This window comes from Kitasatospora sp. NPDC127116 (genome assembly GCF_042677365.1).
GTDB classification, from domain to species: domain Bacteria; phylum Actinomycetota; class Actinomycetes; order Streptomycetales; family Streptomycetaceae; genus Kitasatospora; species Kitasatospora lactacystinica.
This window is the reverse complement of sequence record NZ_JBHXTL010000011.1, coordinates 57,973-71,246: the sequence shown is the minus strand read 5'-3', so window position 1 is coordinate 71,246 and position 13,274 is coordinate 57,973. Positions and strand designations below refer to the sequence as shown.

13 protein-coding genes and 1 pseudogene are annotated in these 13,274 nt (G+C 75.1%); 6 read left to right on the top strand and 8 right to left on the bottom strand.

From position 1 onward, the window contains the following. Positions 1 to 214 precede the first annotated feature (214 nt). Complete coding sequence (locus tag ACFVHV_RS07325; RefSeq protein ID WP_359900108.1) at positions 215 to 1,366, bottom strand: SUKH-4 family immunity protein; 1,152 nt, start codon at positions 1,364 to 1,366, stop codon at positions 215 to 217. Positions 1,367 to 1,561: 195 nt separating this feature from the next. Continuing rightward, positions 1,562 to 2,563 (bottom strand): hypothetical protein, encoded by a 1,002-nt coding sequence (locus ACFVHV_RS07320; protein ID WP_380349469.1) that lies wholly within the window; start codon positions 2,561 to 2,563, stop codon positions 1,562 to 1,564. 58 nt (positions 2,564 to 2,621) lie between these two features. On the opposite strand from ACFVHV_RS07320, the gene ACFVHV_RS07315 reads away from it, so the two are divergent. Then, a complete protein-coding gene (locus tag ACFVHV_RS07315; RefSeq protein WP_359900112.1) occupies positions 2,622 to 3,182 on the top strand; it encodes an AAA family ATPase in 561 nt (186 codons plus the stop codon). 80 nt (positions 3,183 to 3,262) lie between these two features. On the opposite strand, the gene ACFVHV_RS07310 is transcribed toward ACFVHV_RS07315, so the two are convergent. Next, positions 3,263 to 3,853: a DinB family protein gene (locus ACFVHV_RS07310; protein ID WP_359900114.1), complete on the bottom strand. Its 591-nt coding sequence runs from the start codon at positions 3,851 to 3,853 to the stop codon at positions 3,263 to 3,265. Between the two features lie 192 nt (positions 3,854 to 4,045). Between ACFVHV_RS07310 and ACFVHV_RS07305 the strand changes: the two genes are divergently transcribed. Further along, the gene (locus ACFVHV_RS07305) at positions 4,046 to 4,885 is read left to right on the top strand and encodes a class I SAM-dependent methyltransferase (RefSeq protein WP_380349465.1); all 840 of its coding nucleotides are present in this window, start codon (positions 4,046 to 4,048) and stop codon (positions 4,883 to 4,885) included. A gap of 119 nt (positions 4,886 to 5,004) precedes the next feature. On the opposite strand, the gene ACFVHV_RS07300 is transcribed toward ACFVHV_RS07305, so the two are convergent. From ACFVHV_RS07300 to ACFVHV_RS07280, 5 genes are all read right to left on the bottom strand, one after another. After that, positions 5,005 to 5,577: a dihydrofolate reductase family protein gene (locus ACFVHV_RS07300; RefSeq protein WP_359900117.1), complete on the bottom strand. Its 573-nt coding sequence runs from the start codon at positions 5,575 to 5,577 to the stop codon at positions 5,005 to 5,007. Positions 5,578 to 5,689: 112 nt separating this feature from the next. Then, complete coding sequence (locus ACFVHV_RS07295; protein WP_359900119.1) at positions 5,690 to 6,427, bottom strand: SRPBCC domain-containing protein; 738 nt, start codon at positions 6,425 to 6,427, stop codon at positions 5,690 to 5,692. Further along, positions 6,424 to 7,131 (bottom strand): ArsR/SmtB family transcription factor, encoded by a 708-nt coding sequence (locus ACFVHV_RS07290; protein ID WP_380349461.1) that lies wholly within the window; start codon positions 7,129 to 7,131, stop codon positions 6,424 to 6,426. Before ACFVHV_RS07290 ends, ACFVHV_RS07295 begins: the two co-directional genes overlap by 4 nt. 192 nt (positions 7,132 to 7,323) lie before the next feature. Further along, the gene (locus ACFVHV_RS07285; RefSeq protein WP_380349458.1) at positions 7,324 to 7,680 is read right to left on the bottom strand and encodes a hypothetical protein; all 357 of its coding nucleotides are present in this window, start codon (positions 7,678 to 7,680) and stop codon (positions 7,324 to 7,326) included. 20 nt (positions 7,681 to 7,700) lie between these two features. Beyond that, positions 7,701 to 8,240, bottom strand: a complete 540-nt coding sequence (locus ACFVHV_RS07280; protein WP_380349455.1) for an RNA polymerase sigma factor — start codon at positions 8,238 to 8,240, stop codon at positions 7,701 to 7,703. A 419-nt stretch (positions 8,241 to 8,659) separates the two neighbouring features. Between ACFVHV_RS07280 and ACFVHV_RS07275 the strand changes: the two are divergent. The 4 genes and pseudogenes from ACFVHV_RS07275 to ACFVHV_RS07260 form a co-directional block, all read left to right on the top strand. Beyond that, positions 8,660 to 8,928, top strand: a pseudogene (locus tag ACFVHV_RS07275) (response regulator transcription factor); the annotation flags it as partial. 334 nt (positions 8,929 to 9,262) lie between these two features. Then, the gene (locus ACFVHV_RS07270; RefSeq protein WP_359900126.1) at positions 9,263 to 9,955 is read left to right on the top strand and encodes a DUF1062 domain-containing protein; all 693 of its coding nucleotides are present in this window, start codon (positions 9,263 to 9,265) and stop codon (positions 9,953 to 9,955) included. Between the two features lie 678 nt (positions 9,956 to 10,633). Next, entirely contained in the window at positions 10,634 to 11,500 is an 867-nt protein-coding gene (locus tag ACFVHV_RS07265; protein ID WP_359900130.1) for a hypothetical protein, read from the top strand. A gap of 1 nt (position 11,501) precedes the next feature. After that, positions 11,502 to 13,253 carry a DNA polymerase Y family protein gene (locus tag ACFVHV_RS07260; RefSeq protein WP_359900132.1) on the top strand — a complete coding sequence of 584 codons (1,752 nt, stop codon included), beginning with the start codon at positions 11,502 to 11,504 and terminating at the stop codon, positions 13,251 to 13,253. Positions 13,254 to 13,274: the final 21 nt, after the last annotated feature.

The following is a 13,274-nucleotide window of genomic DNA, read 5'->3' as shown; positions in this document are numbered from 1 at the left end:
AATCGGCTCAGCCTACGCCCGGCCGGTCACCCCTCCCGCAGCGTGTCGACCGGCCCGCCACCCCTCCCGCAGCGCGTCGACCGGTCCGCCACCCCTCCCGCCGCCCGCCACCCCTCCCGCCGCCCGCAGCGCGTCGACCGGCGGGCCGGTGCGCCAGCGCGTCGCCGGGCGCCCCGGCCACCGCCCGTCACCGGAGCCCGTCCGGGCGAAGCGCTCAGCCGAGCAGGCCGCCCATGTGCCCGTCCTCGGCGAGCAGTCGCCAGGAGCAGCCGGGCGAGGCGAACGCCTCCGGGTCGACGGTCTCCACCAGTCGGTCCACCACCGCGCTCAGCAGCGCCTGCGGATCGAACACCGCCCAGGTGTCCCGGGCCCGGCCGTAGTCCCAGCGGTCCCACTCGGCGCGCAGCCGCTCGTAGGTCCAGAGGGCGTAGAGCAGGGCGGACAGGTCGCGGTTCAGGTAGGCCTCGGGGTGGCCGTCGTCGTACCAGTCCGGCAGCTCCAGCCGGCCGGTGGCGCCGTCCAGGGCGATCGTGAGGTCGGTCGGCCAGTCCCCGAGGGCGAGGAAGTCCCGCTGGTACGGCCGTTCCTCCTCGCCGTCGAAGTACTCCGGGTACGCCTCGCCCATGGTGACCAGCGGTTCCTCGCACACCCCGAACATCGCCCCGCCCAGCGGCAGGCCGACCTCGGTCAGCAGCCGCCGGGTCGGCTCGTGCACGAGAGCTGCGGGCAGTTCCTCGGGCCGGAACCGGTGCACCCGGCCGGGGCCGCCGTCCTGGTCCGTCAGCGCCGCCAGCTCCGCCACCAGCTCCGGGGCCGTCTCGTACGCGGGCCCGCCCGGCCCGCCCGGCAGCGCGCCCCAGCCCAACGCCCCCACCAGCAGCGCGGTGCCCCAGTGCGGGGGCGGCGCGGACCCGTCGTCGAACAGCCCGGGATCGATCTCCCGCATCCGCCGCTCGGCCCCCGCCAGCACCTCGGCCACCACGGTGGGCCCGCGCCGCCCGTCCAGCGCCTCCGGCCGCCGGGCCCCCTCGGCCACCGCGTCCACCTCGCGCACCAGGCCCGCCAGCGCGGCCACGCCGGAGGCCAGCAGGTCGCGCCGCGGGCCACCGTTGTCCAGGAACACCTCGCCGGTCACCCCGTCCAGCAGCACCAGGCTCCCGCCGGCGGCGAACGGCGTGCAGTACTCCGTCTCCCCGAGGACGAACAGCCGCTCGGCCTCCGCCGGGAACGCCGTCAGCTCCCCGTCCCCGAGCGCCTCGAAGTCCAGGAACGCCCCGGTCGCCGGAAGCCCCTCCCGCACCAGGAACTCCCGACTCCCCTCGTGCACCACCTCACCCGGCAGCTCCGCCGCCCGCACAAATCCCACGTGCCCCAACCCTTTCCCTGCCTGCCCCGTGACCCACAGACCCTAGCGGCCCGGCCCGACAACACCGAGGACTCCCGAGCGGGGGAGGGGTGCGGCGGCGGGTCGGTGTGAGCGGCCGGCCGGGGGCGGGGTGGTTCGGGTTGGTCGCCCGGGGCGCTCGCCGTGCGGGGGCGGAGGGGAGCGCGCCCGGGCGGCTCACGGCAGCGCGGCCCGGTCGACGTTCCAGTGCTCGGGCAGGTCCGCGTCGCAGAAGACGCAGGCGTAGTGCTCCTCGCGGACGAGGTTGCAGCGGGCGCACCGGGGGCAGCGGCGGAAGACCACCGCGTGGGTGAAGGCGTCGGGGTGCGGCAGTCGGAGGCGGGCGAGGGCGGCGGCGACGGCGGGCCAGGACGTGGTGTCGGGGCAGTAGCCGGTGGAGTGGTTGCTGACCGTCTCGACCTCCCATCCGTCCGGTGACCGCCGGAACCCGATCTCCCCGGCGCTCAGCACCAACTTCCCGCCCGCACAGTCCACATGCTCGCTGCGGCGCGGAGCGAGCCGCAGCGCGCCGCCGAGGTCGACCACGAAGGTGAACGGTTCCGCGAGTTCCTCCGCCGACCGCCCCTCCACCCAGGCGGCGAACTCGCCTTCCGTCCGCAACAGTTGACCGCCACCGCCACCGCCACCGCCACCGCCACCGCCACCGCCACCGCCACCGCCGGTGCCGTCACCCGCCGCCCACAACTCCGGCGGCCCCACGTACCGGTACGCCCTCCCGAGGCCGTCCGCCACCTCCGCCTCGATTCCGCGCCCGGCCAGCCGGGCCCGCCAGTACGCCATTTCGACGGCTGTCCCGTTGAGGCCGAAGTCCCGCAGCTCGTCGAGGAGTTCCCGCGCCTGCCGGAGTGTGATGTCCGCTCCTTCGCGGAGCGTCCGCAGTGCGGCCACCGGGTCGGTGAGCGGCCCGGTGAGCCGGAGCCGGGCCGGTCCGTGGGTGGTCAGCAGCGTCTCGCGGACGTCCTGGGGTGCGGCCTCCGGGCCCGCGTCCTCGCAGCAGGCGGCGCCGCACTGCGGGCAGAAACGCTCGGCGTCCCACCACAACTCCCGTCCGTGCAGGAGGAACTGTCCGAAGCTCCGGACCGCGTCGCCGCCGCAGTCCGCGCACCGGACGGTCACCCTCGCGCCCTGCTCCGTACCCGTCACGCCGGAGGTCCCCATGCCCGACACCCTAGGGAGCCGCTTCGCTGCCGCTCCACCCGGCCCGTAGAGTGCGGGGATGAAGCGCTACCTGCTGACCGGCACCCCGGGGGCCGGGAAGACGGCGATCCTGCGGTGGCTGGAGTGGGCGGGCCATCCGGTGGTCGAGGAGGCCGCGACGGACGTCATCGCGTTGCGGCAGGCCCAGGGCGAGCCGGAGCCGTGGACGGACCCGTCGTTCGTGGACGCGGTGGTCGACCTGCAGCGGCGGCGGCAGGAGGAGGCCGTCGGCCGGCCGGGGGAGGTGCGGTTCTTCGACCGCTCGCCGGTGTGCACGTACGCCCTGGCGGTGTACCTCGGCCATCCGGTGACCCGGGCCCTCACCCGGGAGCTCGACCGCATCCGGGAGGCGGGGGTGTACGAGCGGCGGGTGTTCTTCGTGGAGAGCCCGGGCTTCGTCGCCCCGTCCGAGGCCCGGCGCATCTCGTACGAGGAGTCGCTGCGGTTCGAGCGGATCCACCGGGAGGCCTATGCCGGGTTCGGGTACGTGTGCGTCCCGATCGCCCCGGGGCCCCTCGCCGACCGGGCGGCGGCCGTGGTGCGGCACGTCGGCGCGGACGCGGCCCCGCACGAGAGCTGACGGCCCCGGCCCCCTCCGGCCCTCCGGTCCCCTCGGTCCCTCCGACTTTCCGTCCCCTCCGGCTCTCCAACCCCTCCGGCTCAGGCCAGGCCGCCGGCCTGCCGGGCCGCCTGCTCCACGCGGTCGTGGTGGGCCCGCCACCAGTCGGCGTCGCCGGGGGCGGTGTTGGCGCCGTCGGAGCGCTGGCCGGTGGCGCCGTCCACGAGTTCGCGGACCAGGTCGGCGTGTCCGACGTGGCGGTGGGTCTCGGCGATCATGTGGACGAGTACCCGGTGCAGGGTCTGTTCGTGTCCGGCGCCGAACGGGACCTTGCCGACGGCGTCCAGCGGCAGGGCCTCGATGGTGGCGTCGGAGTGTGCCCAGACCCGCCGGTAGCGCCCGGTGATCTCCTCGGTGCTCTCGTCCGCCCGCGCCCACAGGTCGCCGTTCGGCTCGGTCCCGCCGGTGATCCACACGGGGGCCGGTTCGGGGAAGGGGCGGCCGAAGGTGTCGCCGAAGTACAGGGCCTCGGCGCCGGTGACGTGCTTGACCAGGCCCAGCAGGTTGGTTCCGGTGGGGGTGAGCGGGCGGCGCAGGTCGTACTCGGAGAGGCCTTCGAGCTTCCAGAGCAGGGCGTCGCGGGCGTCCTGGATGTAGATCCGAAGGTCGGTCTTGTCATCTGTCACGGTCATGGGATCAGTCTGCTGATCACGGAATGCCTGTCCATCGATTTCCCGCCCCGCGAACTTCTGGCCAGGAGTCAACTCGTGTCAGGATCAACTCCGTTCGCCCGAGGCCGGATCCCTGGTCGAACCCCCGGCTACCCCCGGCCGCCCCGGCCGGATTTCCCGGCCGCCCCCGGCCGGACCCCTGGAGGAGCAGCCATGACGGACGACCCCTGGTCCTGGGACGAGACGCTGTTCGCCGGAACGGCCGCCCACTACACCCGCGGCAGGCTCCCGTACGCCCCCGGACTGGCGGAGGCGCTGGCCGAGGCGCTGGGGCTCGACGGGCGGGGGCGGCTGCTCGACGTGGGGTGCGGGCCGGGCACGCTGGCGCTGGGCCTGGCGCACCTGTTCGGCGAGGTCGTCGGAGTGGACCCGGACGCCGGGATGATCGCCGAGGCGCGCCGGGCCGGCGCCGCGGAGCCCAAGGCCACCTGGGTGCGGGCCCGGGCCGAGGAACTGCCGTCGGGCCTCGGCACCTTCACACTGGCGACCTTCGGCCAGTCCTTCCACTGGATGGACCGCGACCTGGTGGCGGCGACCGTACGGCGCGTGCTGCGGCCCGGCGGCGCCCTGGCGCACGTCTCGGACCTGAAGGGCGAACCGCGGCCCACCGAGGGGCTGCCGCACCCGCCGGTCCCGTACGCCGCGATCGGCGAGCTGGTCCGGCACTACCTCGGCCCGGTCCGCCGCGCCGGGCAGGGACTGCTGCCGCACGGCACGCCGGGCGACGAGGCCGCCGTCCTCGCCCGGGCGGGCTTCACCGGCCCGCAGCGGATCGTCGTCCCGGGCGGGCGACCGCTGGAGCGCACGGCCGACGAGGCGGTCGCGGGCGTCTTCGCGCTCTCCTCCTCGGCCCCGCACCTCTTCGCGGAGCGCCGCCCGGCCTTCGAGTCGGACCTCCGCGGCGTCCTCGCCCGGACCTCGCCGCCGGGGCTCTTCTCGGAGCGGCAGCCGAGCAGCGAGGTGTTCATCTGGCGCACCGCAGAGGAGCGTTGACGGTCCGGGACGGGACACAGGACACAGGACACGGGACACCGGACAGGAGGGCCGCCCCCGCCCCGACCCCGTCGACGCTCTCGCCGCCGACGCAGGGGAGCGGAGCAGCCGGGGAGCGGTCAGCGGACGACGTCGAAGACCTGCTTCTGCAGGCCGTTCCCGTACACCTCGTGCTCGACCAGCTTCAGCTTCTGGGTGTCCTTGTCCGTCGTGCTGAACAGGCGCTTGCCGGCGCCGAGCAGCAGCGGGAAGACGAGCAGGTGGTAGCGGTCGATCAGACCGGCGTCCGAGAGGGCGCGGTTCAGGGCGGCGCTGCCGTGGACGATGATCGGGCCGCCCTCGGTCTCCTTCAGCGCGGCGACCTCGTCGAGCGAGCGCAGGATGGTGGTCCCGCCCCAGTTCGGCACCAGGTCGTCCTCGGTGAGGGTGGTGGAGACGACGTACTTCGGCAGCGTCTTGTAGCGGGCGAACTCCGGCATGTCCGGCCACACCGGGCTGAACGCCTGGTAGCTGACCCGGCCGAGCAGCATCGCGGTGGCCTCCTCCTGCTCCCGCCCCTTGATCTCGAACGCCTCGGGGAGGAACTCGATGTCCTTGAAGGTCCAGCCGGAGTTGCGGTAGCCGGGCTCGCCGCCGGGGCCCTCGACGACGCCGTCGAGCGAGATGAAAGCGGTGCTGATCAGGGTGCGCATGGGTGGTTCCTCGGTTCTCGTGCGGATCTGGAGCGGTCGGGCCGGTCAGGCCGGTCGGGGCTGTCGGATCGACGGGCCGGTCGGGGAGGTCCGAACGGCAGGAAGGAGCAGGTCAGCCGAGGACCCCGGACAGCCACTGCTGCCAGGCGGCCTCGGACCCGTCCGGAGCCGGGCCGAAGAGGTGGTGGAACATCAGCACCAGGCCGGAGCCGTGGTGGAAGGTGTAGAGCCCGTCGGCGGTGCGGACCTCGAAGCGTTCGTCGTCCGCCCAGGCCACCTCGCCGTCCAGCGGGGGCAGGCCCGCCGGTTCGCCGTGGACCCGCGTGCCCGCGGTGACCGGGAGCGGAAGCGACAGGGCGTGGGCGAGGAGGGCCCGGACCTCCGGTTCCGGCCGGCCGGCCGACGGCGCGGCGGCGAAGACGGGGACGGCGGTGCGCCCGGGGAAGTGGGTGAGGTACTCGCGCAGCGTGTGGAGGTGGAAGGGCCAGCCGCGGCGCAGCGCGTCGTACTCGTCCTGCCAGTCGTCGCCGAGCAGGCCGCTGTGGACGACGCGGAGCACGGTGGCACCGCCGTCCCGGCCCTCGATCAGGTACTCGAAGGCCATGAACCGGCCGTCCTCGCCGGCGGCCGTACGGGTGGCCAGGCGCTTGCCGGGCTCGTAGGCGGTGACGACCGCCTCCGCGCGGTGGCCCCCGGTCTCCATGACGGCGGTGCCGCCCTCGCGCGGGTCCAGTTCGTTGCGGCCCATGAACCAGGAGTCGAGTCCCGGTCCGGTGGCGATCGCCTCCCAGACCTGTTCCGGGCTCGCCGGGAGGGAGGTCTCCAGCTCGATCTCGAACGGGTGGGTCATCGTGGGTTCTCCTGGTTCGGTGCGGTTCCGGCGCCTTCTGCCGCGCTGCCGGCGGCGTCGGTCTCCGGTCCGGTCCCGGCCGGTTCGGCCCCGGCTCCGGTCGCCCCCGCCTCCGCCCCGGGCTGTGCGGAGGGGATCTGGTGGAGTCCGACCACCACCCGGTGGCTGCGGCCCCCAGGGGCGGACTCGTCGTGGTAGCGGCTGACGAGGGCGGCCACGGACTGGGCCAACTCCTCGGCGAAGGCGGCCCGGTCGGCCGCGGAGGCGAACCGCACCTGCGCGTCGATGCCGAAGGTGGCGACCCGCCGCCGGGCCCGGGAGGCGCCGGTCAGCAGGGACCCGACCTCCTGCACCAGCCGGGAGCCGAGCGCCAGCAGCCAGCGGGCGGAGAGCTGGTCGGGGGAGCGGGCGGGGTCCGGGCTCACGGCGGCCAGGACGTTGGGGGAGATCACGTAGGAGGCCGCGGTGGCGCGGTACACCCGTTCGGTGACGTTGCCCTTGCGACGCTCCTCGGCGAGTTCGACGAGGCCGTGCCGCTCCAGTTCCTTCAGGTGGTAGTTGACCTTCTGCCGGGGCAGCCCCAGCCGGGCGGCCAGCATGGCGGCCGAGCCGGGCTCGGTCAGGGCGGCGAGGAGGCGTGACCGCATGGGGTCCAGCGAGGCCTCGGCCGCGGCGGGTTCTTCGATCACGGCGACTTCCAGCACCGTTCCAGCATCCAGCCGACAAAAAAATTTGTCAAGGAAAAAACGCTTGTCGGTAATCCGGTCGGGCGAGTGCCGCCGCCCGACCGGCGGAACACGGGGCCGCGTGGGCGGAGGCCCGGACTTCGACGGGACGAGCCCTCCCGCCGCCCCTCGGCCCCCGCCTTCCCGCTGCCGCCCTCCGGTGGGAGCCGCTCAGACGGTGGAGCCCGTGAACGCCGACCGCACCTCCTCCCCGTGCTCGTCGTGGCGGTCGGCGACGGCCAGCTTGCACCGGCCGTCCTCGCAGGAGCGCTGGAGGCGGCCCCGCGAGACGGTCTGCGCCAAGCCGATCGCCCAGCACGTCGGGCAGCCGCGCAGGGCGAGCAGGCCGACCGGCAGGAGGGCCAGGCCGACCGGCCCGACCGCCGGGACGAGGGCGACCGAGCCGATCAGCGAGCCGATGCCCACCACGCCGCGCACGACGTGTTCGGTCAGGGACTTGCTCGCGAAGTCGGGGCCCCCGGGGCCGGCGGCGGTTCCGGGCTTCGTTCCGGGCTTCGTTCCGGTCATCGTTCCCTCCACGGGCGGATTCAGATGGTGGGCCGCAGCGTCCGGTGGATCGCCGAACGGGCCCGGTGCAGACGGGACTTCATCGCCGCCGTGCTGAGGCCCAGCGCGTCGGCGACCATCCGGCCGCTGTGGCCCTGGACGTCCCGCATGATCAGCACTCGGCGCTGGTCGGGGGGCAGGGCGGCGACCGCGGCCGCCACCGTGCCGGCTTCCAGGCGGCGCAGGGCGGCCTCCTCGGCGGAGTCCACGCAGACGTCCTGTCGCAGCGGTGCGCCGTGGTCCCGCAACCGGGTCCGTGCGCGCCGGAGGCACTCGTTGCGGACGATGCGGAACATCCAGGACGCCAGGGCGCCGGAGGCCCGCAGCATCCCGATCTTGCGGTACAGGATGATCAGGGCCTCCTGCGCCGCGTCCTCCGCGTCCTCCGGGGTGGCGCAGAGGGAACGGGCGAACCGCTGCACATTGGGGTGCGATCCCGACACCAGCGCGGCGATCGAGTCGACGTCGCCGGCCTGCGCGGCGGCGATCAACTGCTCGCCGGGCCAGGTCGATTCAGCCACGCCCGGCTCGCTTGCGCTTCACGGCCAGCATGCAGGTGCAGAGCAGCACCAGGGCGACGGCGATGCCGATTCCGATGATCATCACTACCTCCGGATCCCGTACCCGACGTTTGTCGGAACGTTTATAAGAGGCGCGGGTCGCTCCAAAGGATTCGGCCCGCGCCGCAGAAAGTCGTCCGGGTTCCCGGCGGGGCGCCGGCGGCCGTGCCACGGCCCGTACGGGCTGCGCGAGCGGCCGGGTGCACGGAGAGTTGCGACCGGTCGAGGTGGTTGTCACCAAGTGGTCGAGATCGTTGTCACCTGCCTCGCCCGGTCACGGCGGTTGTCACCGTCCGGGGCGGCGAACCGGCTGGTCAAGGTCGGTGCTCCAACCTGGCGGGTGACGACCGCCGTGCGCACCACCGGAGCACTGCGCCGGCCTGACGCCTCAGGGGACGCAGATCGTCCGCCTCGCCGCCCGGGGATGTCCAACCGGGACATCGCCGCCCGGCTCTTCCTGAGTTCGCGAACGGTCGGCCACCACCTCTGGAAGGCCTGTCCGAAGCTCGGCGTCGGCTCGCGCGGGGAGCCGGCGGCGCTGGTCCGACGGTGGTGGTCCGACGGTGGTGGTCCGAAAAAACCGGTTGCGGGGGAGCGCGGCCCGGATCACGATGTGCGGCATGTACCTGTGCTGACGACTGCCACGTAGCAACTCACCCCTGCGCGATCGACCTCTGCGCCGAGCCACTGGCCGCGCGCTGAGTCGATGACACGCGCGCTCACGCGATCGACCGCCCTCGGCGCTCGGCCATGCCACATGCCGGCATGTGGCCATGTCCCGAGGCGATGAGACGCGCCGTCGCGAGTTGCCACGGAGAGATACGACCTGTCGCGCGATCGACCTCGGGACGCCCCGCCATGCGGCCACCCGCCCCGAGGCGATGACACGCGCCCTCGTGAGCACTCGTCAGATCCCAGGAACCCCGGCCGATCCAGTCGATCCGGCCTGCGCGCGTTCCTGCTGAACCAGGAAACAGACCACCATGCATACCGAACGCAAGGCCCGCTGGGCCGTGCGCCAGTCCGCGCTGCCCACCGCCGTCCGCAGCTGCCCGGACTGCTCCAGCATGCGGCACCGGCCCTCGGGCAAGATCCGTGTCAACGCCAACGGCAAGCTCCTCGACGTCTGGCTGCTGCTCAGCTGCGCGGGCTGCGACCGGACCTCGAAGGTGCCCGTCCACGAGCGCGTCCACACGTCGTCGCTGGAACCCGCCCGCAGGGAGGCGTACGAGAACAACGACCTCGCCGTGGTGCGGGAACTGACGATGAGTGCGTCGCTCGCCGCCAAGAACGGCTACAGCCTGGACTGGAGCGGCACCTGGGAGCTGGAGGTACGCACGCCGCTCCACGCGATCGACGATCCGACCCCGCTGACGGTGCTGGTGAGCTTCGAGCTGCCGGTCCCGGTCCGGGTCGAACGCCTGCTCATGTCCGGCCTCGGTCTCAGCCGCAGCCGGGTCCGCCGGATGGTCGCGGACGGCCGCATCCGTCTGCCGCTCGCCCCGGACGCCAAGGCGCGCCGCGACTTCGAGCTGACGGTCCACGCTCCGGCGGCGACCCTGGCTCGGCTCGCGGCTCCGGTCGCGGCGACGCGGCGGGAGGCGGTGCGCGAACTCGGCGCCGCCGACGCCGTCGAGGCGCCGCTGCGTCTGTCGCGCGCGGTGTCCGGGGCGTAGGCCGACGGCTCGGTGCGGGGCGGTACCCGCGCGCGGCTCACGGACTCGCCGTTCGTGAGCCGCGCGGCGGGCTCCCGCGTGGTGGGTCCAGCCTCCTCCGGCGACGCAGTCCGGGGCGCCGCAACGGTGGCGGCAGGCGATGGTCGGAGCGTGGCCGGAACCCCGAACGTCACCAGGCTGTGTGCTTCTACCGTCACTACCCGCAGCCGGTGGCCGCGGTGGTGCTGCGCTGCCGGCCACCGATCCCGACGGCCGTACCGTGATCGCCTCCGGCGCCCTCCTCGGGGAGCGGTCCGGGAAGGGGGTGGTGGCGGACATCGCGACGGGTGACAGCTCGCCGAGACCCGCCATCGGCAGCGCATCAACCGGCTCGGCGAGCTCCGCCCGATCGCTGCCGCCCTCGACGCCTGCGCACGCGACCTCGCTGCCGAATCGACCAGCCGGGCACACCCCGAAACCCCTGACCGAGACCCCGACCGCGAAGGTCCGCCGGACCCTGGAGCCGTCCCCGGGTGAAGCGGTACCCGGGCCACCGGACGCGGTCACCGGCCCGATCACCCCGGGGGCGACCGCCGCTGAGGCGGCACCCCGGGGCCGGGGTGTTCGGCGCGTCGCGCCCGTGGCGGGTTGACCAGGTCGGACTTGAATCTTTGCGAACGAATGTTCGATCCTGGGGGTGTGCCCGTTTTCGAATCTGTTTTCGAATCCACCGCCGAGCAGCCCGCACGCCCCGTGCTCCGCCCGGTGGCGTCCCCGGCTGCCGCGCCGGGGGAGCGGGGTGAGCCGGGGGAACGGGAGGAGCGAGAGGGGCGGGCGACACCGGCCACCGGGCGGACGGCGGAGCCCCGGGGGCTGCTGCCGGTGCCGTCCGCGCTGCGGGAGGTGCTGCCCGACGCCGGGCTGCGCCGGGGGACGGCGGTGTCGGTGGCGGGCGGGGACACCGGGCTGCTGCTGGCGCTCGCCGCCGGGGTGAAGGAGACCGAGGGCGGCTGGGCCGCGGCGGTCGGACTGCCGGACCTGGGGCTGGCCGCCGCCGAGGGGTACGGACTGGACCTGCGGCGGCTGCTGGTCGCGGACGATCCGGGGCCGCACTGGGCCGAAGTGGTCTCGGTGCTGGCCGGCGCGGTCGAGCTGATCATGCTGCGCCCGGACGGGCCGGTGCCGCCGAAGCTGGCCGCCCGGCTGGCGGCGGTGCTGCGGCGCAGCGGCTGCGTGCTGCTGGTCGCCGGGCCGTGGCCGGGCGCGGTGCTGCGGCTGGGGGTGCGTTCCGGGCGCTGGTTCGGGCTGGGCGACGGCCACGGGCAGCTCGTCGGCCGGCAGGTGGAGGTGGTGGCCGAGGGCCGCGGCTCGGCGGTGCGCGGCCGGACGGCCCGGCTCTGGCTGCCCGACGAGCACGGCGCGGTGCGCCCGCTCCAGGAGCAGCCGCGACAGGGACGGCCGCAGCCGGTGGCGGAACCGGCGATGCCGGCACTACCAGCGCTACCGGCACTACCGGCGATACCGGCGGCGGAGCCGATGGCACCCCGCGTGGCGGCGGTGGTCTGAGATGGCGGACGACGGAACCCCCCGGGTGCTGGTGATCTGGTGCCCGGACTGGCCGGTGGTGGCCGTCACCGGCGACGACCCGGTCGCGGTGACCGAGGGCGGGCGGATCCTCGCCTGCTCGGCGGGCGCCCGGGCGGCCGGGGTGCGGCAGGGGCAGCGGCTCAAGCTGGCCCAGCGGCTCTGCCCGGAGCTGGAGCTGCGCGACCGCGACCCGGAGGCGGAGACCCGCCGCTTCGAGCCGGTGGTCGCGGCGGTGGAGGCGTTCACGCCCCGGGTGGAGGTGATCCGTCCGGGACTGTGCGCGATCCCGGTGAAGGGCCCGGGCCGCTACTTCGGCGGCGAGGAGGCGCTGGCCGGCAAGGTCGGCAGAGCGGTGGCGGACGCCCTCGGACGGCCCCTCGTCCCGGACGCCGTCCCGGGCGCGATGGCCGTCGAGGCCCGCCCCGAAGCCGCCTCCCGCCCCGAAGCCGCCTCCCGACCGGCAGCCGCCTCCCTACCCGAAACCGCCTCCCGACCGGCAACCGCCTCCCGCCCCGAAGCCGCCCCGCAGGCCCGGGACGCGGAAGCCGCCCCGCAGACCCGGACCGCTCCGGCCGAAGCCGCCCCGCAGGCCCGGGTCGGTGTCGCCGACGGCCTGTTCGCCGCCGTGCTCGCCGCCCGGGCCGGGGTGCTGGTCCCGGCCGGCCGGACGGCGGAGTTCCTCGCCCCGTACCCGGTGAGCGCGCTGGGCGACGAGACGCTGGCCGAACTGCTGGGGCGGCTCGGCCTGCCCACCGTCGGGGCCTTCGCCGCCCTGCCGGCCGAGTCGGTCGCGGACCGCTTCGGCCCGTCCGGGACGGTCGCGCACCGGCTGGCCCGCGGTTTGCAGCCGCGCCCGCTGGTGCCGCGCGACGAGGAGCCAGACCTCGCCGTCGAGCAGCGCTTCGACCCGCCGGAGCCGCTGGCCGAGCCGCTGGTGTTCGTCGCCCGCACGCTGGCCGAGCAGTTGCACCGGCGGCTGGCCGGGGCCGGGCTGACCTGCCGCCGGGTGGCCGTCGAGGTGGCCTGCGCGGACGGTCGGACGGCCTCCCGGCTGTGGCGGCACGAGGGCCGGTTGTCCGCGACGGCGCTGGCCGAGCGGGTCCGTTGGCAGCTGCAGGCCTGGCAGGGCGCGGGCACCTTCGCCGGCAACGGGGAAGGCGGGGAGGACGCGGGTTTCACCCTGCTCCGGCTGGCCCCCGACGGCCTCTCCCCGGACCAGGGCCGCCAGCTCGCGCTGTGGGGCCAGGCCGTCGCGGACGACCGGGTGGAGCGCGCGGTCGCCCGGGTGCAGGCGGTGCTCGGCCACGCGGGGTTGCGCCGGATCGAACCGGCGGGTGGGCGCGGCCCGGGCGAGCAGGCGGTCAAGGTGCCGTGGGGCGAGCCGTACGAGGCGGCGGTGGCGGCCGACGCGCCCTGGCCGGGTCGGCTGCCGGAGGTGTGGCCCGCCGTGGTGCTGCGGGAGCCCGCACCGGTGCGGGTGCTGGACGGGGCCGGGCAGCCGGTCACGGTGGACGGCCGGGCGGGGGTGTCGGCCCGGCCGGCCCTGGTCGTGGTCCGGGGCCGGGAGGAGCGGGTGGACGGCTGGACCGGTCCCTGGCCGGCGGTCGAGTACTGGTGGGACCAGTCGCTGGCCCGGCGCCGGGCGCGGTTCCAGGTCGTGGTGGGCGGTGGCCGGGCGCTGCTGCTCACCGTGGAGGGGGGTGCCTGGTACCTGGAGGCCGGCTACGACTAGCGGTCCGGTCGGTCCGGACCC

Excerpts from the sequence above, each read along its gene's own strand:
- ACFVHV_RS07320 (WP_380349469.1), bottom strand. The coding sequence starts at position 2,563 with ATGGGGACCTCCGGCGTGACGGGTACGGAGCAGGGCGCGAGGGTGACC.
- ACFVHV_RS07315 (WP_359900112.1), top strand. The coding sequence starts at position 2,622 with ATGAAGCGCTACCTGCTGACCGGCACCCCGGGGGCCGGGAAGACGGCG.
- ACFVHV_RS07310 (WP_359900114.1), bottom strand. The coding sequence starts at position 3,853 with ATGACCGTGACAGATGACAAGACCGACCTTCGGATCTACATCCAGGAC.
- ACFVHV_RS07305 (WP_380349465.1), top strand. The coding sequence starts at position 4,046 with ATGACGGACGACCCCTGGTCCTGGGACGAGACGCTGTTCGCCGGAACG.
- ACFVHV_RS07300 (WP_359900117.1), bottom strand. The coding sequence starts at position 5,577 with ATGCGCACCCTGATCAGCACCGCTTTCATCTCGCTCGACGGCGTCGTC.
- ACFVHV_RS07295 (WP_359900119.1), bottom strand. The coding sequence starts at position 6,427 with ATGACCCACCCGTTCGAGATCGAGCTGGAGACCTCCCTCCCGGCGAGC.
- ACFVHV_RS07285 (WP_380349458.1), bottom strand. The coding sequence starts at position 7,680 with ATGACCGGAACGAAGCCCGGAACGAAGCCCGGAACCGCCGCCGGCCCC.
- ACFVHV_RS07270 (WP_359900126.1), top strand. The coding sequence starts at position 9,263 with ATGCATACCGAACGCAAGGCCCGCTGGGCCGTGCGCCAGTCCGCGCTG.
- ACFVHV_RS07260 (WP_359900132.1), top strand. The coding sequence starts at position 11,502 with ATGGCGGACGACGGAACCCCCCGGGTGCTGGTGATCTGGTGCCCGGAC.